The organism is Actinosynnema sp. NPDC050436 (genome assembly GCF_040655415.1).
In the GTDB taxonomy this organism is placed as follows: domain Bacteria; phylum Actinomycetota; class Actinomycetes; order Mycobacteriales; family Pseudonocardiaceae; genus Actinosynnema.
Genome location: NZ_JBFAJV010000011.1, coordinates 71,381 through 90,519, shown reverse-complemented (window position 1 = coordinate 90,519; position 19,139 = coordinate 71,381). Strand labels below are relative to the sequence as shown.

The window sequence follows — 19,139 nt, the reverse complement described above, 5'->3', positions numbered from 1 at the left end:
CCCACCGGGTCATTCGCAGGCGATGCCGTCTTTGTCGTTGTCCAGGCCGTAGACGTCCGCGCCCCGGACTTCGATCGGGCCGCGCACGTAGGCCGGGCCGTTGCCGCTCCCGCCGGCGCAGTCGACGTCCGACGCGATCGGCACGCAGCCGCCGTAGTTCGGGTGGCAGGCGGGTTCCGGGGCCGGGGGCGGTGGGGGTGGCTGTTCGGTGGTCGTCTTCACCGGGGGCGGTGCGGGTTGGGTGGGCTTGGGCAGTGGGGGTGGGACTGCTGCCGGCGTGGTGGTGACGACGACTGTTGTTGTGGTGGTGGGGGTGGTTGTCGTCGTTGTGGTGGTCGTTGTTGTTGTCGTGGTGGTTGTGGTTGTGGTCGTGGTTGGGGCGGTTGTGGTCAGGTCTTTTGCTGCGGGGGTCTTGGGGGTGCCTGCGTTCGCTATCGCGGCGATGAAGACCACGGCCGCCACGGCGGCGCCGGCTATCCAGGCCGGGCGGTTCTTCTTGAACGGTGACGTGCGGATCGGTGCTGCGTAGGCCGTTGCCTGCGCTGCGGCGGCCACGGAAGGCGACGGGGCGAGCGGGAGGGTTTGGGTGCCGTCCTGGGGTAGGCGGAGGAGGACTTCGGTGCCTCGGACGCCTGCCTGGAGCACCGCCTCGCAGCCCGCTCTGCTGCCCCGGGCGGAGAGCTGGACCAGCAGCGGGGCGTAGCGCTGGGACATCAGGTGGGTCAACTCCCCCACCCGGTGGCCGTCCAGGCGCACCTCGATGGCGCGTTCGCCCCGGTACTTCCCGGTTTCGATCGTGCACCACGTTAATTCGACCGCCACGTGCCTGCGCATCCCCGGTGCGACCGGGTACCGGGACAGGGCGGACTGGTGGTCCTCCTCGCGGGTCACCGTGACCGCCGTTTCGGCGGACAGCATCACCAGGCCATCGGGGGAGTTCTCGATCACGGCGTGCTCCAGGGTGCTCAGGACTTCGTGGTCTGAGCATCGGCCGACCGGGGGATGCGCGTTACTCCGACGGATACGAACCGGTAACGGCAGGCACGGGGCGCGAGGGGAGCATCTGCGGATGCGGAGAAGGCGGGCCGGGGAGGCGGAGGGAGGGTGCGGAGCGGGGGTCGTCTGAATCCGACCAGGAGGTCCAATGTGGACGGTTGGGTACCGTGCGGCTCGTGGAGGGTGGGCGGGAAAGCAGAAGGCCCCCGGACGTCTCCGGGGGCCTTCCGAGACTCGGTGGGACGGCCGTCGCCGTCTTGCCGTGGCGCGGGCGCCGGGACTGCTGCCGATGGCAGGGTCAGGCGCGATCGGTGACCGGGCCGCGCGCGCAGTCAGGTCAGCCCACGCGCCACAGGGCGGGCACGTTCGGCGGCTCCCAGCCGGCCTGGGCGGTGTGGGCCTGGAGGCACACGTAGCTGGTGCCGCCGTAGGTCACCTTGGTGCCGGGGCTGTACGCCGTGCCCGCCGCCCACGTGCCGCCGGGGGCGTTCGAGGTGGTCGTCGTCGGGCCGGTCGGCTGGGTGGTGGACGTCGGCCGGGTGGTGGTCGGCGTCTGCTGGATGTTGAGCACGAAGTCGTACTGGCCCTCGCGGCCCTGGCCGACGTTGCGCATCGTCATGAGGAGGCGCGGGTCGTAGATCGTGTCGGTGTTGTTGCGCGGCTCGCCCGGGAAGTACAGCTGGGTGGTCAGCACCCGGCCGCCGGGGGCCTGCACCTTGACGTGGATGTGCCGGGTGCGGCCGGGGTAGAGGCCGGGCACGATCGTGGTCAGGGTGAACTTGCCCGAGGCGTCGGTGAACTGGTGGCCCCGGAACTTGAAGCCGGTGTTGTCGTACACACCGTTGTTGTCCGCCTGCCAGAAGTCCATCAGCACGTTCGCGATCGGCTGGCAGCGCAGCCCGAACACGAAGCCGGTGACGGTGAGGCGGGTGCCGACCGTGCCGGCGTCGACCAGCGACGAGCGCAGCGGCGAGTTCGGCTTGAAGTACGGCCCCTCGGTCTGCGCCGGCGTCGGGTCGTCGCCGTCGTCGCACTGGGGGGTGGGCTCCAGCTGTCCGCCCGTGCTCGGGATCGTGCGGGCCAGAGCGGGCACACCCATCAGCGCGGCGGGCACCGCGACGCCGGCCGCGAGGGCGGCGCGCAGCACGGGCCTGCGGCTGAAGTTCCGGGAATCAGGCGATTCCTCGGGCGTGCTCTGGTCGCCGTCCATGGGCGTGTCCATGCCTGCTCCTCGTGGGGGATGGGCGGTCTCGGGAATTCATAACGAACCTATGGAGACGCTGTGGCGCGGACGATGGACTGGGGCGGCGGGTCGTGGTGTATCTCGTGGTCGGTCATAACTGTGAACGGCGTCACCCGAAGCGGGCCTGCGGACGTCGCCCGTGCGGCGGAAGTCGCCGGGGCTCACCCCGGTCTCCCGCCGGAAGAACCGGCAGAAGTACGCCGGGTCCGCGAAGCCCACCCGGCCCGCGATCTGCCGCACGGTCAGGTCCGTTCGGGCTAGCAGCCGCTTCGCCTCGCTGGCCCGCGCCTCGCGCACCAGTTCCGAGGGCGTCCGCCCGGTGGCGGCCTTCACCGCCTCGGTGAGGTAGCCCGGGGTGACGCCGATCCGCTCGGCGTAGGCCCGCACGGACCACAGGTCGACGTCGGGCCGCCCCGCCAGGCGGGCGAACTCCTCGGCCACCGCGCCGGTCCGGGCGGGCGGCGGGGCGCTGGGCGTCTCCGGCAGCCGGGCCGCGCGCACGATCAGCACGTGCAGCAGGGAGCGCAGCACGGACTCGACGCCCTCGGCCCGCTCCCGGTACTCCTCGTCCAGCTCCCGGACCAGCCTGGCCAGGTTCGCGTGCGTGTCGTCGTCCAGGGTCAGCCAGGGCCGTTCGCTCAGCCTCCGCAGCAATTCCCGGTCACCGGGGTGGTCGATGAGGAAGTCGTCGGTGAACAGGATGACGTACCCCTCCAGGGCCCGGGTGTCGGCCCAGTGGTGCACCTGGCCGGGCGCGATGGCGCACAGGTGGGGCGGTCGCAGCTCCCAGCGGGCCAGGTCCACGACGTGCGCGCCGACGCCGCCGGTGACGAGCACGATCTCGTGGAACGTGTGCCGGTGCGGGAAGTTCGCGCTCGACATCGGCCCGATCGACTCGAAGGTGCCGATGGCGAACGGCAGCGCGTTGGGCACCGGCACCTCCAACCGGTGCATCGGCAGCTCGCCCACCCTCGGCGCCTGGCACGGCGTCCCCGGTAACACGGTGGTGCCACGCATTTTTCGTCCTTTCGCCACCGGACCGGAGGTCCAGACCAATCGTTGGTGAAAACACGATGGCACGGCGGAGGCCAACGGGGAACACGACGGAGGTCGCGGGTTGGCTCCGTGCCTGGTGGGGCGTCCGGCTTCCGGACGGGACCCGTCTCGTACCGCGCTCCGGAGGACGCACGACGAACGCCGGAGCCGCCCGGAACCACCGCACGGAACGGTCGAACCGCGTCCGCCGCCTCGATCCGCCGTCGCGAACCGCCGCGCCCGATTGCCCAGCCGCGCCCGACCGCCGTGCCGCCCGCCCTCGCCCGGCGGCGCGCGCCCGGCGAGCGCTCACGTGGCCATCCGGCGCCGCAGTTCGGCTATCAGCTCCTCGTCGCTCAACCGGCCCGGGTCGGGGCGGGCTTCGCGCAGCTCGGCCTCGTCGGGGGTGAGCAGGCCGGCCGCGACCATGACCTCCAGCGGGCTCGCGCCGAACAGGCCGGCGACCGAGCGCGCCGAGTCCAGCGACGCCTTGCCGCCGCGCTTCCAGTCGGTCAGCCGGCTGCGGTCGACGCCCGCGCCGCGCGCCAGGTCGCCGGTCGTGAGGCCCCGCCGGGCCAGGTTCTCCTCCAGGTACTCCCACCAGGAGGGGGTGTTCTCGGGTTCCGCCATGCGGTCATGTTAGTCGCGTGCACGCAACGTCCGCAACGCACCCCGAACCCCTACGACCTCGGCGGACGTCCCGGCCCGGCGCTGCGTCGGCGCAACCGGACTAGGGTTGTGCGCACATGACACCCGTCCGGTGCGCACACTTGACAGCGGAGGCGGCGATGCCGAAGACCATCAGGCTCCGCGCGCGGGCCTTCGCCAAGGCCGCGCTGCTCGCGGGCTACCACTCGGACTACGCGCTGGCCAAGGCCATGGAGGTGAACCGGTCGACGGTCGCGCGGGTGCTCACCGGGGAGCTGCGGCCGGGCCCCGCGTTCATCGGCGGCGCGCTCTCCGCGCTCGCGCCGATGCAGTTCGACGACCTCTTCGAGGTGGTGTCGCGGGGCGACCGGGATGACTGAACGTCACCCGCGAACCGGCATTTTGGCGGTGTCCACGACTCACCCGATTGGTTGACACTAATGATCATCAGAGACGGATGGGCGGCGTGACCCGATGTCACCACTGGCCGGCGCACGGCAGCCGGTCGACGCCCGCGCAGCGGACCGGGAAGGACGGCGGCAGGTGAGCGAGCAGGGCAGGCGGTTGCTGGGGGACGTGCTGCGCGCGCGCCGCGCCCTGGGCCACGACGTCCCCGACCCCGGGCCGCCGGACGGACCACTGCCGCTGGAGGACGCCGACGACGTGCGGCGGTGGTTCGCCGAGCACCGGGACGACGTGGTCGCCGCGATCCGGCTCGCCGACGACGTGGCGGTCGAGCTGCTGGCCCACGTGTGGCGCGCGCTGCCGGCGGACGCGGACCGCCGCTGGCCGCTGGAGCTGTACGACTGCGCGGCGCCGCTGGCCGCCGCGCTGCCCACCTCCCGGCCGCTGGCGGCGGCGTTCCGGGCCGGTGCCGAGGCGCTGCGGGCCCGGGGCTCGCTGCGCCCGGCCGCCGCCCTGGGGATGCGCGAACTGGCCGTCTGGCGGCTCCTGGACGACCCGGAGCCTCTTGCGGACGCCCTGGACGCCCTCGCGGCCACCTATCGCGCCCAAGGCCGCCTGCACCGGGTCATCGGCTGCGCGGACGAGGTGCTCGAACTGCGCATCCGGGCCGGCGACCCGCACGCCGTCGCCCGCGCGCTGACCCACCTCGGCTCGCTGATGGTCGAGGTGGGCCGGCTGGACACCGCGCTCAACTACCTGACCCGCGCGGACAAGGCGTTCGAGGACGGTCCCCCGTCGCCGGACCGGGGTCGCGCGCAGGTGCTGCTCGGCCGCGCGCTGTGGCTGTCCGGCGACGAGGGCGCGGCCCGGCGGCGGCTGCGCCGGGTGCTGCCCGGCCTCGCGGACGAGGACGCGCGCGCCGCGCGGGAGCTGCTCGACCTGCCGGCCGGGTCAACCCCGGAGCAGGGCCACGAGTAGCTGGATCAGCAGGCCGGTGGCCACCCCCGACCACGAGGTGACGCGGGGACGGGGTTCGCGGCGGTGCCGGCCGCGACGGGGAGGCGTGCGCATGGGTTCTCCGGGGAGGGGTGCGGGTCAGGGCAGGGCGGTGGTGTCGGGGTTGTCGACGAGCAGGCGCAGCACGTCCCGGCACACGAACACCCGCCGGTAGTCGCGCGAGTCCCAGGGGACGAGGATGCCGCGCTCCACGAGCCGGCGGGTCAGGTCGGTGGCGGCCTTCGTGGTCACCCGGTGCCGCTCGCTCAGCGCCCGGTGGTCGACCACGGGGAAGCCGACCAGGTCCGCCGCCACCTCGGGCAGCGCGCCGGCGCGCGGCAGCAGCCGGGCGTAGCGGCCGGCGAGGTCCTCCAGGTGGCCGATCAGCCGGAGCTGCGCCAGCGCCTGGTCGCGGACGGCGCACGCGAAGAACTCCACCCAGGGGTGCACCATCCCGGTGTCCACCACCGCGCGGATCTCCTCCTGGTACTCGGGCAGCGTGTCGTCCAGCCACACCGACAGCGGCAGCACCTGGTCGCGCAGCAGGCCCGCGCGCACCATCTCCAGCATGGAGAACACGCGCGCCACGTGCCCGTTGGCGGCCGGGAAGGGTTGCAGCACTTCGAGTTGGTAGTGCGCGAGCGCGATCTTGGCGACCCTGGGCTGCTCCCGCTCCTCGCGCACCCACGTCGACCACTGCTCCAACTGCGCCACGAGGTGCGCGCCGGTCGCGGTGAGCAGGTAGGCGCGGGCGCGGTCGATGCCCAGCACGCCCGGTTCGCCGCGCAGCACCTCGCGCAGGCCCGCGTCGGGGCGGCCGGTCATGATCGCGGCCATCCGGCCGATCAGCACGGCGTCCACCTCGGCACCGTGCCGGACGCGGTCGATGCCGTGGTCGTAGGCGGCCAGGTGCGGTGCCAGGAGCTGCGCCGGCGCGGACCGGTCGGTCGGCGGGGTGCCCCGGGAGGCCAGCAGGTCCGCCGCGAGCGCCTCGCGCAGGCCGATCATCGTGCCGGTCAGCCCGGCGGACGCCTGCGCGTCGCGCACCTGGGTGGCCCGCACCAGGCCGGCGCGCACGCGCAGCCGGTCGGCGGCCTCGTCCAGCCGGCCGAGGGCGTGCTCGGCCTCGGCCACCAGGCGGTAGGTCGCCACGGGCAGCGGCAGGTGGGACGGCAACGGGGGCGGCAGGTACGCGCCTTCGCTCCGGAGGTGCTCGGGGATGCCCGGGATCACGGGGACCGGCGCCCACTGCCCTGGCGGCAGGGGTGGGACGTTCATGGGGAGCAGCATCCACCAAGTGAAGTAAATGCGCAATACGCTTCAACTGTGCACTGCGGCGATCAATGGGTGGAATTCGGCCATTCACCGGCAGGGTCGGTCCGGGCGATTCCCCGACCGCCCGGTTATAGCACCGCCCGTCAACCGGCCGTACCCCGGGGAACATTCCGCAGTTCTGCGGACGACCGCCCGGACCTGCTCCGATCGCCTTCGGTGAACGCGACACCATATTCCAAGTAATAGCGCATCGAAGGACGTCTGCGGACCGGCCGCCGGGCGGCACCGCCGGTTTCCGGACGGTCGGCGACCAATTGGCGGCACCCCGCCGGGTGCCACCGCGTCGACCCTGCGCAGTTCCCGTCCGGCGATGCGTTCCCGGCGGTGCGGAATCCGAACGGTCCACGCACTGCCCCCGAACGCCCGAAGGCCCCGCCTGCCCGGCGGGGCCTTCGTCCGTGCGGCGAACCGGGTGGGCCCCGTCGCTCCCTGCGGGCCGGGACCCACCCGGTCCTCCCCCTCTCAGGGGGTCCGGGTCAGCACTGGCCGACGCGCTGCCACGCGTAGCCCTGGCCGGGGGCCTCGCCGTAGCTCCAGTACGGGTTGCGCCACACCGAGCTCTGGTAGGCCACGCTGGAACCCGGCGGGTAGTACTCGGACGGGCTCCACTCGGCCACCGAGCAGCCGGGCGGGTTGCCGCCACCGCCGCCGGTCGTCGACTGGATCCACTGCTTGAACGCCACCACGTCGGTGTAGATCGTGGCCTGACCGGCGCCGCAGGTCTGGTTGTTCACGCCCGCCCGGCTGGTCGCGCCGAGCAGCCGCCACTCCGCGCCGACCTTCTGCACCATCGGGCCGCCCGAGTCGCCGTAGCAGGCGGTCTGCGTCGTCGTGCTGTACACGCACAGCTCGTGGCCGGCGTTGAACTCGTTGGTGCACATGCCGTCCGGGTTGATCCGGGTGTCGAGCTGCTTGAGGTTCACCGGCGGCTGGCCGCACTGCGGGGTGTTGCAGGTCTGGCCCCAGCCGATGAGCCGCACACCGGTGTTGGCGGCGGGCGAGGTGTCGCCGAGGCCGATCGGGGCCTGGGAGACCGAGGAGGACAGGCGCAGCAGGGCGATGTCGTACTGCTGGCCGCCACCGGGGCGGTAGTTGGGGTGCCGCACGATCTGCGACACGCCGGCGAGGGTGCCGCCGGAACTCCACTGGGTGGAGCCGATCCGCACCCGCACCTGCGAGGGCTGGATCGGGGTCTGCTGGTTGTAGGTGCAGTGCCCGGCCGTCACCATCCACTGGGCGCTGATCAGCGACGCGCCGCAGCCGTGCCGGCCGTTGAGCTGGATCGAGCCCATGAACGAGTAGGTCTCGGTCGCGTTGCCGCCGCCCACGATGTACGGGGTGACCGGGTCGGCGCTCGCCGCCGGCGTGGTCGCGAGGGCCGCGATCGCGGCCACCGGCACGAGGGCAGCGCGCAGCAAGGTACGCAATGACATGGGATTTCCTTCTGGTGCAGGGTGGTGGTGCTCCAGCGGCCGAGGTGCGGGAACCGGCCGTGAACACATGATGAGCGGGGCGTGAACTGGCCGGACAATCCCAACGTTGCATAAGGTCCGCCTATGGAGCTGGAGTTCCGGCACCTCCGGGTCGTCCGCGCGGTGGCCGACGCCGGCACGCTCACGGCGGCGGCGGCCGGGCTGCGGATGACCCAGCCCTCGGTCACCGAGGCGTTGCAGCGGGCGGAGCGGATCCTCGGCGGGCCGCTGTTCCGGCGCGGTGCGCACGGCGCGACCCCGACGCCGCTGGGCGAGGTGGTGACCGCGCACGCGCGGGCCGTGCTGGAGGCGCTGGACCGGTTCGGGGCGGCGGCCGGGCGCACGTCGCCGGGCGCGGTCCGGTTCGGCTGCACGCCGTCGATGCTGCTGGCGAGCCTGTCCGCGCTGGTGCCCGAGGTGCTCGGGGCGGAGGCCGAGGTGCGCACCGAGCTGGACGGCGTGGCGCACCTGGAGCTGCTGGCGGACAGCAGGCTCGAAGGTGCGCTGCTCGCCGAGTTCCCCGAGCGGGAGTACCCGCTGCCGGACGGCGTGCGGCGGGTCGCGGTGGCCGTGGAGCCGATGTTCGTCGGGCTGGGCGACCGGCACCGGCTGGCCCGGTGCACCGAGATCGACCTCGCGGACCTCGCGGGCGAGACGTGGGGCGCGGCGTCGACCGCGCGGGACCACTTCGGCGACCACCTGGCGCAGGCGTGCCGGCGGGCCGGGTTCGACCCCGACATCCGGATCATGGACGCCACGGAGGCGTTGCAGGCGGCCGAGATGGGGCGCGCGGTGCTGCCGGTGATGCCGGGCAGCCGGGCGCGGTCGGGGATGGCGGTCGTGCCGCTGGCGGGTGCCCCGGTGCGGATGGCGACGACGCTGTTCCGGCGGGCGGGCGGGGTGCTGGGCCCGGCGGACGCGGAGCGGCTGTGGGCGGGGCTGGTCGAGGCGCAGCACCAGGTCGTGCAACGGCCGCCGGTCTACCGCGCCTGGCTGCACCGGCACCCGGAGTGGACCACGACGCCGTCGCGCCCGGTGCCCCGGCACGACCCGCTCGCGCGCGGCTAGGCACCACGTGAGGCACCGCCGACGCACGGCCCCCGCGCAGCTAGGCGGGTTCCGAGGAGCCGAGCCAGCCGGGGTTGCGGTCGAACCAGCCGGGGATGCGGGACCGCGTGGCGGCGGCCCGGCGGTAGGCGTCGACCAGGCCGGCGCGGACGCGCTCCACCACGTCCGGGTCGAGGTCCGCCGACCACAGCAGGAGGTGCCTCAGCCGCAGCGGCGAGCCCGCGACCGCGCGGGTGCGGCCGGGCAGGGCGATGCCGGTGTCGAGGGCCTGCAACGGCACCACGACGTCCGCGCCGCGCCGGAGGAGCTGGGCCACGACGAGTTCTTCCGCGCCCTGCACGGCGATGGGACCACAGCGGTCGGCCAGGTGGCGGTCGAACTCGGCGTCCCCGTGCTGCGCGGTGAGCCAGGTCGAACCCGCCAGGTCGGCGAGTCCCGGCTCCGGCCCGCCGGCCGCCGGGTGCGTGGTCGGCACGTGCACGAACACCGGTTCCTCGCCCAGCGGCGTCATACCCACGCCGGCCGGCGCGAGGCATTCCCGGCCCGGGAAGTCGACGTGCAGCGCGAGGTCCAGCCCGCCGTCGCGCAGGGCGTCCAGGGCGTCGGCGCGGCTCTCCACCACCGACAGGTCGACCACCCGGTCGGGCACGGCGGCGGTGGCCACGTCGCCGAGCAGGCGGGCCAGGGCGGTGGGCAGCACACCGACCCTGAGCAGCGGCCCGTCGTGCAGCCGGCCGACCGCGCGGTGCAGGTCGTCCAGCGCGGCCAGCACCTCGCGGGCGTGGGCCAGCACCACGTCGCCGAGGGCGGTGGGCCGCGCGCCGTGCCGGCCCCGGTCGAACAGCGCGCCACCCACGGCGTGCTCGATGCGGTGCAGCTGGGCGGTGAGCGCGGGCTGGGACAGGCCGAGCGCGGCGGCGGCCCGGGTGAGGCTGCCCGCCGTGCCGATGGCGTCGACGTAGCGCAGGTGCCGCACTTCCAGCTCCATCCGGCCGAGTATGACCGATACGGCGGAAAGGTCAACCGATACGACGAACGCCATTTCACCATCGGCCGTCGGGCGATCTTTCTATACTGTTACAGCCCTGCGTGACCGAGGTCACACGTTACCTCTGGGCAAGACGGTAACCTGCGGCGCACGCGAGCCCGCCAATCAATTCCGAAGCACTTTCTTCACAGTCGAGAAGAATTATCGGCAGAGCCCCGGTAAGCGCCTGTTAACGTCGTTCCCGGTGCCGCCCTGAAGGCACCGATACGGTCGAATCAGACATTCTGGGGAGAACTGACATGACGAAGACCGCCCGTGTCCTGACCACCGCCGCCGCAGTGGCCACGGCCGCCCTCGCCCTCGGCGGCGGCGTCGCGCAGGCCGTCCCGAACACCGTCTACCTGTACACCAGCTCCAACGCGACCTGCACGCAGATCGGCAGCACCGGCGTGGCGAACGGCGTGTTCGACAGCTACGAGTGCAAGAGCGGCGTCGCCGGCTACAGCACCCTGGTCGACCCGACCAGCGGTTCACTGACCAACGCCCCCGTGTGGACCGCGCCGCTCTCCGAGTGCACGACGGTCGGCAGCAACGGCCAGGCCAATGGTGCCTGGACGTCGTACTACTGCCAGCTCGGCATCGCCGGCTACACCCTGCTGGTCAGCCGCTAGGAAATCGGCAGCGCCCCGGACGCCCGGGCGTCCGGGGCCTCCCGCGCCTTCGCCGGACCGATCTTCGGAATCACGTGATCGGTCGATCAGAATACCCGGAGTCGTGACACGACGATCCGGCTCTTTGCGGTGCGCGGAATTCGAGAATGATCCACCCGGCGGCCACCCGCAGTGGGCCGAGAGCAGCGGTCGAACAGGTGTTCGAGCGATCCACAGGTGTGGACAGCCCTGTGGACAACTAGCCGGCGAGGCGCAGCAGCTCGTCCACGGACCACTGGTCGTCGGCGTGCTCGCCGCGCTTCTCGGCCACCACTCGGCCGTCCGGGGCGATGAGGAAGTCGGCGGGCAACCCGAGCCGCCCCCCGGTCGGCCGGGGCAGCGGCCGGCGACCCGGCAGGACCGGGCCGAGGTCGCGCGCCAGCCCCCGGACGATCGACCACCACGCGCGCGGGTCGAGCACCGAGCGCGGTGAGGACTCCACGCCGAACTCCGCGTAGAGCACCTTGGCCGGGTCGCCGACCACCGCGAAGGGCAAATCCGTGACGTGCGGTCGCAGCTCCTGCGCCGACGAGTGGAACACCACGACCTCGCGGATGCCGCGCGCCCCGATCTCCGCGTGCCGCCGCGCGATCGACCGCAGGTGCAGGTTGCACACCGTACAGCCCGCGAAGCGGCGGAACTGCGGCACCATGTCGCTCTACCGGTACGTGCCGGACAAGGCCGGGCTGGAAGCGCTCGTCGTCGACCACATACTGTCCACTGTGGACGTACGGCCGCCGCGCACGACGTGGCAGGGCCAGGTCACCGCGCTGGTGCACCGCGTGCGGGACGCGGTCGCCGCGCACCCCAACGCCGTGGAGCTGACGATGACCCACCGGCACCGCTCGCCCGCGCTGCTGCGCTGGTCCGAAGCCGTGCTGGAAGTGCTGGCGCGCAACGGTTTCCAAGGCGAACGACGAGTGGTGGCGCTGCGCTCGCTGCTGAGCTACCTGATCGGCGCGGTGCAGCTCGACCACCTCGGGCCGCTGTCCGGGCCCGGGACCGCCGCCATGGCGGGACAGGGGGAGTTCCCGCTGCTCGCGGAGACCGCCTCGGCGGCGCACGGCGTGCGGGACGGGTTCGACCGGGGGCTGGACGTGGTGCTGAGGGGCCTCGACCCGGGTTAGCCGGCGCGAAGGTCGGGTGCGGCCGACCTTCGCGCCAGAGGCGACGAACACGGAGTTCCGCTTCGAGCGTCACGGAACCGGACAACGGGCGCGGAGCCGGTTCCCGCTGCGTCTCCAGGTCAGGTTCGTCGGCGAGGGACACGTGCCGCCCCTCATCCCGTTCCGGGGCGGAACGGGCCGTTCGGTCAGGCGATCCGGTCGTCGGGCAGTTCGAGCAGCTCGTCCAGCACGCTCGTCGCCGGCCCACGCCGCCGCCAGGAAAATCTGGTGGGGGACAACACGTTCATCTCGTCGGCGGGCATCCGCATCGCCACCGCGTCGTCCTCGGTGTGCAGGCGCACGACGTCGATCACCGCGTCGTGCGCGCGGACGCCGACCACCGCCGCGAGCTCACCCCGGGCATCGCGGGGGTGCAGGAACTGGAAACCGCGCTCGATCAGTTGGCGCAGTTGGAACGTGGTGCGCACCGCGGCGTCAGCCGGCGAGGTCATCGAACTCCCCGTCCCTGGCACCGGCCAGGAAAGCCGCGATCTCCGCCCTCGTGTAGACCAGGGCCGGACCGTCCGGGAACCGGGAGTTGCGCACCGCGATCTCGCCGCTGTCCAACGCGGCCACCTCGACGCAGTTGCCATATGCGCCACTGCGCGCGCTCTTGCGCCAAGTCACGTCCGGCAGCTCGGCCGCGGACATGCCGTTGCGGGCCTCGAAGGCCATCGACATCACCTACCCCACGCGACGGGATGCATCTGCACGTGCATCTGGCTGTGCACGGACCGTAGCACTCCGTGAAGCACGGGTAAATGCACGTGCAGATGCAGAGAGCGAATCTCCCCCGGACGGAGGAGCGCTACAGGTCCGCTCGGATCTTCATCAGCATCTGCCTGCTGCGGTCCGGCGTCTCCGCGTCGACGGTCAACCGGTCGAAAACGCGGCTGTAGATCTCCAGCTCTTCGAGTTTGTCCAGGTAGAGCGCGCCTGCCAGGTGTTCGAGGTAGACGATGTCGGGCAGGTCGGGCTCGCCGAACCGGAGCATCGTGAACGGGCCCTCCGCCGCGTAGCCGCTCAGCTGGTACGGCACGATCTGCAGGGTGATCGGCCCGTCCTTGGTCACGGAGAGCAAGTGCTCGATCTGGTCGAGCAGCACCTGGCGCCCGCCGATGGGGCGGTGCAGCACCGACTCGTCGATCACCGCCCACAGCTTCGGGGCACCCGGCCGCGTCATCACCCGCTGGCGCTGCATCCGCAGCGACACCCGCCGCTTCACCGGCGGACCGGCCAGCTCCGGTCTGCCGTGGCTGGCGATGGCCATCGCGTACGCCTCGGTCTGCAACAACCCCGGCACGAACTGCGTCTCGTAGGTCAGGATGCGGGACGCCGCCTCCTCCAGGCCCACGTAGTCCTGGAACCAGTCGGGCATCAGGTCGGTGTACCGGTGCCACCAGCCGGGCGCGTTGGACCGGCGGACCATCGCCAGGAACTTGTCCCGCGCGTCCGCGTCGGTCATGCCGTACATGGTCAGCAGGTCGGAGACGTCGCGCTCCTTGAGCCCGACCCGGCCCAGCTCCATCCGGCTGATCTTCGACTCGGAGCCCCGGATCGCGTAGCCCGCGTCCGCGCGGCTGATCTCCGCACCCTCGCGCAACCTGCGCAGTTGCGAGCCGAGCACGATGCGCAGTGCGGTGGGGCCGCTCTCCCGCTCGGCGGCCGAACCCTCGGGGTCACCAGTGGCCATCGCTGATCCTCCCGATCGTCCTCACTCGTGCGAAGCCCGTCCACCCGAACAGCGGTTGCGCCTGGATGGCACGAAATCGCATCGTCACTGAACGTACACCGCTGATCTTCCTCCGTCCGCCGCACACCGCCCACTCACGCGATGAGCCCAAGCACTTACGCTGAGTGGGCTGTGACGCGGTGCACGTCCACCGCCCTCCGATCCCCACTGCGAGGTCACCAATGCCGGGACCGTCCTCGGACACCGCCGCCCCCGTCTACATCGACACCAGCAAGGCCAGCATCGCCAGGGTCTACGACGCCTTCCTCAACGGCAAGGACAATTACGAGATCGACCGGGAAGTGTTGCGGCGCGTCCAGCAGGTCGCGCCGGAGGCCGCCACGCTGGCGGTGGACAACCGGTCGTTCCTCATCCGCGCCACCCGGTTCGTGGCCAGCCAGACCGGCATCACCCAGTTCCTGGACTGCGGCTCGGGCCTGCCGACCGCCGAGAACACCCACCAAGTGGCGCAACGCATCCAGCCGGACGCCCGGGTGGTCTACGTCGACAACGACCCGGTGGTGCTGGCCCACGGCCGCGCGCTGCTGGAGGAGAACGACCAGACCCACTTCTCCGCCGCCGACATCTTCGACCCGCGCGAGATCCTCCGGGACCCGGTGGTGCGCAAGCACATCGACTTCACCCAGCCGATCGCGCTGTTCCAGCTCGGCACCCTGCACCACTACAACGGCACGTCCCCGACCACGGCCGAGATCATGGCCGAGTACGTCGAGGCGCTGCCGTCCGGCTCGTACGTGGCGATCAGCCACTTCCTCGACCCGGAGACCGAGGAGCACTCGGCGATCGCGCGCCGGATGGAGGAGACGTTCCTGCACTCCCCCATGGGTTCGGGCAGGTTCGCCACCCGCTCCGAGCTGCTCGGCCTGTTCGAGGGCCTGGAGATGGTCGACCCCGGTCTGGTGATCTGCGCGGACTGGTGGCCGGACGGCCCTCGCCTGCGCAAGCTCGACGCGGTGTCGCACTGCATCGCGGGAGCGGTCGCCCGCAAGCCGTAGCGCCGCCACGAGGGGTGGCCACTCCGCGTCGAGCGTCGTGCCATGTGCGGATGGCACGGCGCTTCCGCCACCCCGGCGGCACAGCACGGTCCACTGTGGACACGACCGTGGGCGCCACCGCGTCGCGGCAGCGCCCAGGGTCCGGAGGTCCGCAGTTCCCGGAGGTCGGCGGTCTCCGGGGTCAGCGGTTGAGGAAGTCGACCAGGACCGGTGCGGTGACGTCGGCCTTCACCATGTGCGTCTGGCCGTCGAGCACCTTCAGCTCGCCGTCCGGCAGCGCGGACGCCAGCAGGGACTGGGCGTTGCGCAGCCACTCCGGGCTCTTGCCGCCCGCGATGACCAGACCGGGCGCGGTCGCCCCGGACCACCGGTCGGCGGCCGGCGCGACACCGCGCTGGAGGTCGCCGACCACCGCCAGGTCGTTCGGCAGCGTGTGCGCCACCGCCTTGAGCTTCTTCCACATCGGCAGGAACCGCATCAGCGCGACGAACAGGCCCGGCGTGCCGACGAACTTCATGAACATCTTCACCGCGTCGCCGGGCCGGCCGTCCGCGACCGCGCGGCTCGTCCGCTCCCGGAAGTCGGCCGGCAGCGGGTCCCGCGTGCCGTCCACGATCATCGGCGACTCGTAGACGGCGAACCGCCGCGCCGCGACGCCCCGGTGCACCGCCTCGGCGACCAGCGCGCCACCCGACGACATGCCGAACAGGTGCGCCCGACCGCCCGCCGCCCCGATCAGCGCGGCGATGTCCTCGACCTCCCGCGCCACGGCGTACGGCCCGGTGCTGCCGCTCTCCCCGCGACCCCGCCGGTCGTAGGTGTAGACGGTGAAGTGCGGCGCGAGCGCCTCGGCCAACTGCGCGGCGGGCCCGAACTCCCGGTAGCACAGCGCGCCGTCCACGACGATCAGCGCCGGCCCCGAACCGGTGGTGCTGTAAGCGATCCTGGTGCCGTCCGCCGACGTGACGTGACCCATTCCCGTGCTCTCCCTCAGATCTCGGCGCGCAGCTTCAGCGCGACGGCGGACACCCACGACCAGCTCACCACTGCTACCGCGTAGAGCAGCACGGTTCCCCACTCGGACCCCATGAAAGCCATGGGCAGCAACGAGATCACGCCCGTCGCCGCGCAGTACCACGACCACCCGCCCCGGAACCGCCGGGCGAACACGAAGCACGCCGCGATCAGCGCGGGGAACGCCGTGAAGAACGCCACGCCGTGCAGGGTCCCGTGCCACGACAGGGTTTCCGGCTGCCCCTCCGGGGCACCGACCGGGAACCCGAACGCCGGGTCGGCCACGAACACCCCGCCGCCGACCATGCCGACCGCGAAGACGCCGAGCAGCACCGGCCCCCACGTGCCGCCGCGCTGCCCCCCGATCGCCCGCCGCACACCGACCGCCATGGCCAGGAACAGCAGGCCGGTCACCACGAAGTTGGCGACCTGCACCCAACCGCCCTCGCCCAGCGACAGGAAGCTGAACGGGTGCCGCCGCACGTCGAAGCCGTCCCGGGTGAACGCCTGGGCGAACCCGGCCCCCAGGTAGAGGGGGCCGGCCACCGCGCCGCAGCCCAGCAGCAGCGCGGTACCGGGTCCACGGCGGGGCGCGGCAGCGGGCGCGGTGCGCCGGCGGACCCCGGTGTCCGGCGCGGTCATGCCAGCCCGCCCAACCAGGCGGACCACGTGCGCTCGTCGCGCCCGTCGTCGGCGAAGACGTGGTGCATGGCGAAGACCGACCCGTTGTAACCCTGGAAGAACCGGTACATGGCGTCCGGCGTGCGGATGCCGATCGTCTGCGCGTTGGTGTAGTAGACGACGCCCGCGATGCCGTCGACCTGGACCGCGTCACCGGCCTCGGGCGCTTTCGCCAGGCCCAGCGCGCGGTGCAGCGCCGCCCACAGCGCCGGCCAGTCCGACACCTGCGGCCCCAGCACCGTCAGCGGCCGGGCGGCGCGGCCCGCGAAGTGCCCCAGGTACTCGACCAGCGTGTGCCAGAACATCGCGCCGCCGGCCGTCATCGCCTCGTACTCGTCCTGCCAGTCGTCGCCGGGCAGGAAGCCGCTGACGACCATGCGCAGCACGGTGCTGCCCTGCTCGCGGCCCTCGACCAGGAACTCGTAGGCCATGAACCGGCCGTCCGGCTCCACCTCGCCGCCGTAGGCCAGGTGCTTGCCCGGCTCCCACGCGGTGATGCCGTGCGTCGGCTGGTAGCCGGTGAACGCGCCCTTGACCGCGACGCCCGGCTCCACCTCGTTGTCGCCCATGAACCAGGAGTCGATCCCGGGCCCGGTGGCGATGGCCTCCCAGACCTGCTCGGGCGTGATGCCCGCCAGCTCGACCTCGTTCGCCTTCTCGTACGCGTGACCCATCAGGGCTCCTTCGGGGTGCTGGGGTGGACGGCGACGACGACGCGGTGCGACCGCCCGCCCTCCGCCGCCTCGTCGTGGTACTTGGCGACCAGCCCGGTCACCGCCGAGGCCAGTTCCTCGGCGAACGCCGCGCGGTCGCGCGCGGTGGCGAACCGGACCTCGCCGTCGATGGCGAAGGTCGCCACCCTCTTGCCCGCCCTGGCCGACCCGGTGAGCAGGTTGCCCACGTCGCGCACCAGCCGCGCGGCCAGGGCGAGCAGCCACCGCGCGGACAGCCGGTCCGGCGACCGCTCGGGGTCGGGCTGCACGGCGGCCAGCGCGAGCGGCGAGATCACGTAGGACGCGGCCGTGGCCCGCATGACCCGCTCGGTCATGTTGCCCTTGCGGCGCTCCTCGGCCAGCTCGACCAGCCCGTGCTGCTCCAGCGTGCGCAGGTGGTAGTTGACCTTCTGCCGGGGCAGCCCCACCTTGGCCGCCAGCGTGGTCGCCGAGTTGGGCTCGACCAGCTCGGCCAGCAGCCGGACCCGCACCGGGTCCAGCGAGACCTCGGCCGCAGCCGGGTCCTCGATCACCGCCACTTCAAGCATGGGAGAACCTTCGCACCGACAACTCAATTTGTCAAGACAACTCGATTTGTCGGTAGTGGTCGGCTCGGGATGCTCGACCGGGCTGAGCTGGGCGGTCAGGGTTCGGTGCGGCGACTGTCAGCCCCGTTCGCCAGGGTCGGCGGCATGGTGGACACACAGGTCAAGACGAGTTGGTGGCGGCGGCACTGGGTGGGGCCGCTGGCGGTCCTGGTGCTCGCGTTCGTCGCGTTCTCGCTGCCCCGGTACCTCACGCTCGACCCCGCGCAGAGCCGCGTGCCGGAGCCCGTCGGCCACGGCTGGCACTACCCGTTCCTGGTCGGGCACGTGGTCTTCGGGTCGGTGGCGATCCTGACCTGCGTGCTCCAGATCTGGCCGTGGCTGCGGCGGGCGCACCCCGCCTGGCACCTCCGCGCCGGCCGGGTCTACGTGTTCGGGGGCGTCCTGCCCGGCGGGGTGCTCGCCGTCGCGGTCGGCGCGGTCAGCCCGTTCGGGCCGGTGAACCAGGTCGGCAACGTCTTGATGGGGCTGCTCTGGCTCGGCACCACCGTCGCCGGGTACCGAATGGCGCGGCAGAAGCGCTACGCCGACCACCGGCGGTGGATGGTGCGCAGCACCGCGCTCACCCTGTCGATCATCACCAACCGGTTCTGGGCGGTGGGGCTCGGCCTCACCCTGCCCGCCCAGCTCGACACCACCTTCGGCGGCAGCGAGGTGGCGCTCGTGCAGGCCATCGCGGGCACGTCGGCGTGGATGGGCTGGGTGCTGCCGTTCCTGGCCGTCGAGTGGTGGCTCGACCGGGGCCGGGCCCGGCGGCGTCAGCCGGTGGCCGCCCCGGACCGGGTCCGGGTCGGTGCGTGAACCGCGCCGGCCGGCACCGCGAGGTCGAGGGGCGACGCCCCGGACTCGAAGTCCAGCAACTGCCGCTTGCGGGCGATCCCGCCGCCGTAGCCGGTCAGGTCGCCGCCGGAGCCGACCACCCGGTGGCACGGCACGATGATGCTGATCGGGTTGTGCCCGTTGGCCAGGCCGACCGCCCGCGCGGCGGTCGGCCGCCCCAGCGCCCTGGCCAGCTCGCCGTACGACACCGTCGCACCGAACGGGATCGAGCGCAGCTCCGCCCACACCGAGCGCTGGAACGGCGTGCCCACCAGGTCCAGCGGCACGTCGAACTCCGTGCGCGTGCCCGCGAAGTACTCCGCCAACTGCGCCACGACGTCGCCGAGCAGCGACGCGTCCCGCGCCCCGAAGGTCTCCTCCCCGGGCCGGTACCTCTGGTCGGTCATGTAGAGCCCGGACAGCACGCCGTCCCGGGCGACCAACGTCAACGGCCCCACCGGGCTGTCGACCACCGTGTGCGCAACCACCGAGATCTC

The 19,139-nt window shown here is 72.6% G+C and carries 23 protein-coding genes; 7 read left to right on the top strand and 16 right to left on the bottom strand.

The window, feature by feature from the left end; genetic code table 11:
* Positions 1 to 9 precede the first annotated feature (9 nt).
* From AB0I60_RS25305 to AB0I60_RS25290, 4 genes are all read right to left on the bottom strand, one after another.
* The gene (locus AB0I60_RS25305; RefSeq protein WP_360733541.1) at positions 10 to 948 is read right to left on the bottom strand and encodes a hypothetical protein; all 939 of its coding nucleotides are present in this window, start codon (positions 946 to 948) and stop codon (positions 10 to 12) included.
* Between the two features lie 385 nt (positions 949 to 1,333).
* Entirely contained in the window at positions 1,334 to 2,206 is an 873-nt protein-coding gene (locus AB0I60_RS25300; protein ID WP_360733847.1) for a carbohydrate-binding protein, read from the bottom strand.
* Between the two features lie 48 nt (positions 2,207 to 2,254).
* Positions 2,255 to 3,256: an AraC family transcriptional regulator gene (locus AB0I60_RS25295; protein ID WP_360733539.1), complete on the bottom strand. Its 1,002-nt coding sequence runs from the start codon at positions 3,254 to 3,256 to the stop codon at positions 2,255 to 2,257.
* Positions 3,257 to 3,583: 327 nt separating this feature from the next.
* Positions 3,584 to 3,904 carry a helix-turn-helix transcriptional regulator gene (locus AB0I60_RS25290; RefSeq protein WP_360733537.1) on the bottom strand — a complete coding sequence of 107 codons (321 nt, stop codon included), beginning with the start codon at positions 3,902 to 3,904 and terminating at the stop codon, positions 3,584 to 3,586.
* Positions 3,905 to 4,062: 158 nt separating this feature from the next.
* On the opposite strand from AB0I60_RS25290, the gene AB0I60_RS25285 reads away from it, so the two are divergent.
* The gene (locus AB0I60_RS25285; protein ID WP_360733535.1) at positions 4,063 to 4,302 is read left to right on the top strand and encodes a transcriptional regulator; all 240 of its coding nucleotides are present in this window, start codon (positions 4,063 to 4,065) and stop codon (positions 4,300 to 4,302) included.
* A 94-nt stretch (positions 4,303 to 4,396) separates the two neighbouring features.
* A complete protein-coding gene (locus tag AB0I60_RS25280; protein WP_360733534.1) occupies positions 4,397 to 5,305 on the top strand; it encodes a tetratricopeptide repeat protein in 909 nt (302 codons plus the stop codon).
* A 117-nt stretch (positions 5,306 to 5,422) separates the two neighbouring features.
* Here the strand turns inward: AB0I60_RS25280 and AB0I60_RS25275 are convergent, their stop codons facing one another.
* Both AB0I60_RS25275 and AB0I60_RS25270 read right to left on the bottom strand, forming a co-directional pair.
* Positions 5,423 to 6,601: a Fic family protein gene (locus AB0I60_RS25275; protein WP_360733532.1), complete on the bottom strand. Its 1,179-nt coding sequence runs from the start codon at positions 6,599 to 6,601 to the stop codon at positions 5,423 to 5,425.
* Between the two features lie 533 nt (positions 6,602 to 7,134).
* Complete coding sequence (locus AB0I60_RS25270; protein ID WP_360733530.1) at positions 7,135 to 8,091, bottom strand: serine protease; 957 nt, start codon at positions 8,089 to 8,091, stop codon at positions 7,135 to 7,137.
* Positions 8,092 to 8,214: 123 nt separating this feature from the next.
* Here AB0I60_RS25270 and AB0I60_RS25265 point away from each other — a divergent pair, with 123 nt between their 5' ends.
* Positions 8,215 to 9,198, top strand: a complete 984-nt coding sequence (locus AB0I60_RS25265; RefSeq protein ID WP_360733528.1) for a LysR family transcriptional regulator — start codon at positions 8,215 to 8,217, stop codon at positions 9,196 to 9,198.
* A gap of 40 nt (positions 9,199 to 9,238) precedes the next feature.
* Here AB0I60_RS25265 and AB0I60_RS25260 read toward each other — a convergent pair whose 3' ends face one another.
* Positions 9,239 to 10,186: a LysR family transcriptional regulator gene (locus AB0I60_RS25260; protein ID WP_360733526.1), complete on the bottom strand. Its 948-nt coding sequence runs from the start codon at positions 10,184 to 10,186 to the stop codon at positions 9,239 to 9,241.
* A 299-nt stretch (positions 10,187 to 10,485) separates the two neighbouring features.
* On the opposite strand from AB0I60_RS25260, the gene AB0I60_RS25255 reads away from it, so the two are divergent.
* Entirely contained in the window at positions 10,486 to 10,857 is a 372-nt protein-coding gene (locus AB0I60_RS25255; RefSeq protein WP_360733524.1) for a hypothetical protein, read from the top strand.
* 238 nt (positions 10,858 to 11,095) lie between these two features.
* On the opposite strand, the gene AB0I60_RS25250 is transcribed toward AB0I60_RS25255, so the two are convergent.
* Positions 11,096 to 11,548, bottom strand: coding sequence for a peroxiredoxin-like family protein (locus AB0I60_RS25250; protein ID WP_360733522.1), 453 nt, complete (start codon positions 11,546 to 11,548; stop codon positions 11,096 to 11,098).
* On the opposite strand from AB0I60_RS25250, the gene AB0I60_RS25245 reads away from it, so the two are divergent.
* The gene (locus AB0I60_RS25245; protein WP_360733520.1) at positions 11,547 to 12,023 is read left to right on the top strand and encodes a TetR/AcrR family transcriptional regulator C-terminal domain-containing protein; all 477 of its coding nucleotides are present in this window, start codon (positions 11,547 to 11,549) and stop codon (positions 12,021 to 12,023) included. The genes AB0I60_RS25250 and AB0I60_RS25245 overlap by 2 nt on opposite strands.
* A gap of 185 nt (positions 12,024 to 12,208) precedes the next feature.
* Here AB0I60_RS25245 and AB0I60_RS25240 read toward each other — a convergent pair whose 3' ends face one another.
* The 3 genes from AB0I60_RS25240 to AB0I60_RS25230 all read right to left on the bottom strand — a co-directional run bounded on the left by AB0I60_RS25240 (position 12,209) and on the right by AB0I60_RS25230 (position 13,755).
* The gene (locus tag AB0I60_RS25240) at positions 12,209 to 12,514 is read right to left on the bottom strand and encodes a hypothetical protein (protein WP_360733518.1); all 306 of its coding nucleotides are present in this window, start codon (positions 12,512 to 12,514) and stop codon (positions 12,209 to 12,211) included.
* Positions 12,498 to 12,737 carry a DUF397 domain-containing protein gene (locus AB0I60_RS25235; protein ID WP_360733517.1) on the bottom strand — a complete coding sequence of 80 codons (240 nt, stop codon included), beginning with the start codon at positions 12,735 to 12,737 and terminating at the stop codon, positions 12,498 to 12,500. The genes AB0I60_RS25240 and AB0I60_RS25235 overlap by 17 nt, the downstream gene beginning before the upstream one ends.
* A 133-nt stretch (positions 12,738 to 12,870) precedes the next feature.
* Entirely contained in the window at positions 12,871 to 13,755 is an 885-nt protein-coding gene (locus AB0I60_RS25230; RefSeq protein ID WP_360733516.1) for a helix-turn-helix transcriptional regulator, read from the bottom strand.
* 221 nt (positions 13,756 to 13,976) lie between these two features.
* Here AB0I60_RS25230 and AB0I60_RS25225 point away from each other — a divergent pair, with 221 nt between their 5' ends.
* Positions 13,977 to 14,810 carry an SAM-dependent methyltransferase gene (locus AB0I60_RS25225; RefSeq protein ID WP_360733514.1) on the top strand — a complete coding sequence of 278 codons (834 nt, stop codon included), beginning with the start codon at positions 13,977 to 13,979 and terminating at the stop codon, positions 14,808 to 14,810.
* 181 nt (positions 14,811 to 14,991) lie between these two features.
* Here AB0I60_RS25225 and AB0I60_RS25220 read toward each other — a convergent pair whose 3' ends face one another.
* The 4 genes from AB0I60_RS25220 to AB0I60_RS25205 are packed head-to-tail and all read right to left on the bottom strand — an operon-like array spanning position 14,992 to position 17,766.
* The gene (locus AB0I60_RS25220; protein WP_360733512.1) at positions 14,992 to 15,786 is read right to left on the bottom strand and encodes an alpha/beta hydrolase; all 795 of its coding nucleotides are present in this window, start codon (positions 15,784 to 15,786) and stop codon (positions 14,992 to 14,994) included.
* A 14-nt stretch (positions 15,787 to 15,800) separates the two neighbouring features.
* Positions 15,801 to 16,466 carry a DUF998 domain-containing protein gene (locus AB0I60_RS25215; RefSeq protein ID WP_360733510.1) on the bottom strand — a complete coding sequence of 222 codons (666 nt, stop codon included), beginning with the start codon at positions 16,464 to 16,466 and terminating at the stop codon, positions 15,801 to 15,803.
* Entirely contained in the window at positions 16,463 to 17,179 is a 717-nt protein-coding gene (locus AB0I60_RS25210; protein WP_360733508.1) for an SRPBCC domain-containing protein, read from the bottom strand. The genes AB0I60_RS25215 and AB0I60_RS25210 overlap by 4 nt, the downstream gene beginning before the upstream one ends.
* Entirely contained in the window at positions 17,179 to 17,766 is a 588-nt protein-coding gene (locus AB0I60_RS25205; protein WP_360733506.1) for a helix-turn-helix domain-containing protein, read from the bottom strand. Before AB0I60_RS25205 ends, AB0I60_RS25210 begins: the two co-directional genes overlap by 1 nt.
* 144 nt (positions 17,767 to 17,910) lie before the next feature.
* Between AB0I60_RS25205 and AB0I60_RS25200 the strand changes: the two genes are divergently transcribed.
* Positions 17,911 to 18,624, top strand: coding sequence for a DUF2306 domain-containing protein (locus AB0I60_RS25200; RefSeq protein WP_360733504.1), 714 nt, complete (start codon positions 17,911 to 17,913; stop codon positions 18,622 to 18,624).
* On the opposite strand, the gene AB0I60_RS25195 is transcribed toward AB0I60_RS25200, so the two are convergent.
* Positions 18,582 to 19,130 (bottom strand): methylated-DNA--[protein]-cysteine S-methyltransferase, encoded by a 549-nt coding sequence (locus AB0I60_RS25195; RefSeq protein WP_360733502.1) that lies wholly within the window; start codon positions 19,128 to 19,130, stop codon positions 18,582 to 18,584. The two genes, AB0I60_RS25200 and AB0I60_RS25195, sit on opposite strands and share 43 nt — an antisense overlap.
* Between the last annotated feature and the right edge of the window lie 9 nt (positions 19,131 to 19,139).

Bases quoted from the DNA above. Each gene is read 5' to 3' on its own strand.
- AB0I60_RS25300 (WP_360733847.1), bottom strand. From the start codon at position 2,206: ATGGACGGCGACCAGAGCACGCCCGAGGAATCGCCTGATTCCCGGAAC.
- AB0I60_RS25295 (WP_360733539.1), bottom strand. From the start codon at position 3,256: ATGCGTGGCACCACCGTGTTACCGGGGACGCCGTGCCAGGCGCCGAGG.
- AB0I60_RS25290 (WP_360733537.1), bottom strand. From the start codon at position 3,904: ATGGCGGAACCCGAGAACACCCCCTCCTGGTGGGAGTACCTGGAGGAG.
- AB0I60_RS25285 (WP_360733535.1), top strand. From the start codon at position 4,063: ATGCCGAAGACCATCAGGCTCCGCGCGCGGGCCTTCGCCAAGGCCGCG.
- AB0I60_RS25280 (WP_360733534.1), top strand. From the start codon at position 4,397: ATGTCACCACTGGCCGGCGCACGGCAGCCGGTCGACGCCCGCGCAGCG.
- AB0I60_RS25275 (WP_360733532.1), bottom strand. From the start codon at position 6,601: ATGAACGTCCCACCCCTGCCGCCAGGGCAGTGGGCGCCGGTCCCCGTG.
- AB0I60_RS25270 (WP_360733530.1), bottom strand. From the start codon at position 8,091: ATGTCATTGCGTACCTTGCTGCGCGCTGCCCTCGTGCCGGTGGCCGCG.
- AB0I60_RS25265 (WP_360733528.1), top strand. From the start codon at position 8,215: ATGGAGCTGGAGTTCCGGCACCTCCGGGTCGTCCGCGCGGTGGCCGAC.
- AB0I60_RS25260 (WP_360733526.1), bottom strand. From the start codon at position 10,186: ATGGAGCTGGAAGTGCGGCACCTGCGCTACGTCGACGCCATCGGCACG.
- AB0I60_RS25255 (WP_360733524.1), top strand. From the start codon at position 10,486: ATGACGAAGACCGCCCGTGTCCTGACCACCGCCGCCGCAGTGGCCACG.
- AB0I60_RS25245 (WP_360733520.1), top strand. From the start codon at position 11,547: ATGTCGCTCTACCGGTACGTGCCGGACAAGGCCGGGCTGGAAGCGCTC.
- AB0I60_RS25250 (WP_360733522.1), bottom strand. From the start codon at position 11,548: ATGGTGCCGCAGTTCCGCCGCTTCGCGGGCTGTACGGTGTGCAACCTG.
- AB0I60_RS25240 (WP_360733518.1), bottom strand. From the start codon at position 12,514: ATGACCTCGCCGGCTGACGCCGCGGTGCGCACCACGTTCCAACTGCGC.
- AB0I60_RS25235 (WP_360733517.1), bottom strand. From the start codon at position 12,737: ATGGCCTTCGAGGCCCGCAACGGCATGTCCGCGGCCGAGCTGCCGGAC.
- AB0I60_RS25230 (WP_360733516.1), bottom strand. From the start codon at position 13,755: ATGGCCACTGGTGACCCCGAGGGTTCGGCCGCCGAGCGGGAGAGCGGC.
- AB0I60_RS25225 (WP_360733514.1), top strand. From the start codon at position 13,977: ATGCCGGGACCGTCCTCGGACACCGCCGCCCCCGTCTACATCGACACC.
- AB0I60_RS25220 (WP_360733512.1), bottom strand. From the start codon at position 15,786: ATGGGTCACGTCACGTCGGCGGACGGCACCAGGATCGCTTACAGCACC.
- AB0I60_RS25215 (WP_360733510.1), bottom strand. From the start codon at position 16,466: ATGACCGCGCCGGACACCGGGGTCCGCCGGCGCACCGCGCCCGCTGCC.
- AB0I60_RS25210 (WP_360733508.1), bottom strand. From the start codon at position 17,179: ATGGGTCACGCGTACGAGAAGGCGAACGAGGTCGAGCTGGCGGGCATC.
- AB0I60_RS25205 (WP_360733506.1), bottom strand. From the start codon at position 17,766: ATGCTTGAAGTGGCGGTGATCGAGGACCCGGCTGCGGCCGAGGTCTCG.
- AB0I60_RS25200 (WP_360733504.1), top strand. From the start codon at position 17,911: ATGGTGGACACACAGGTCAAGACGAGTTGGTGGCGGCGGCACTGGGTG.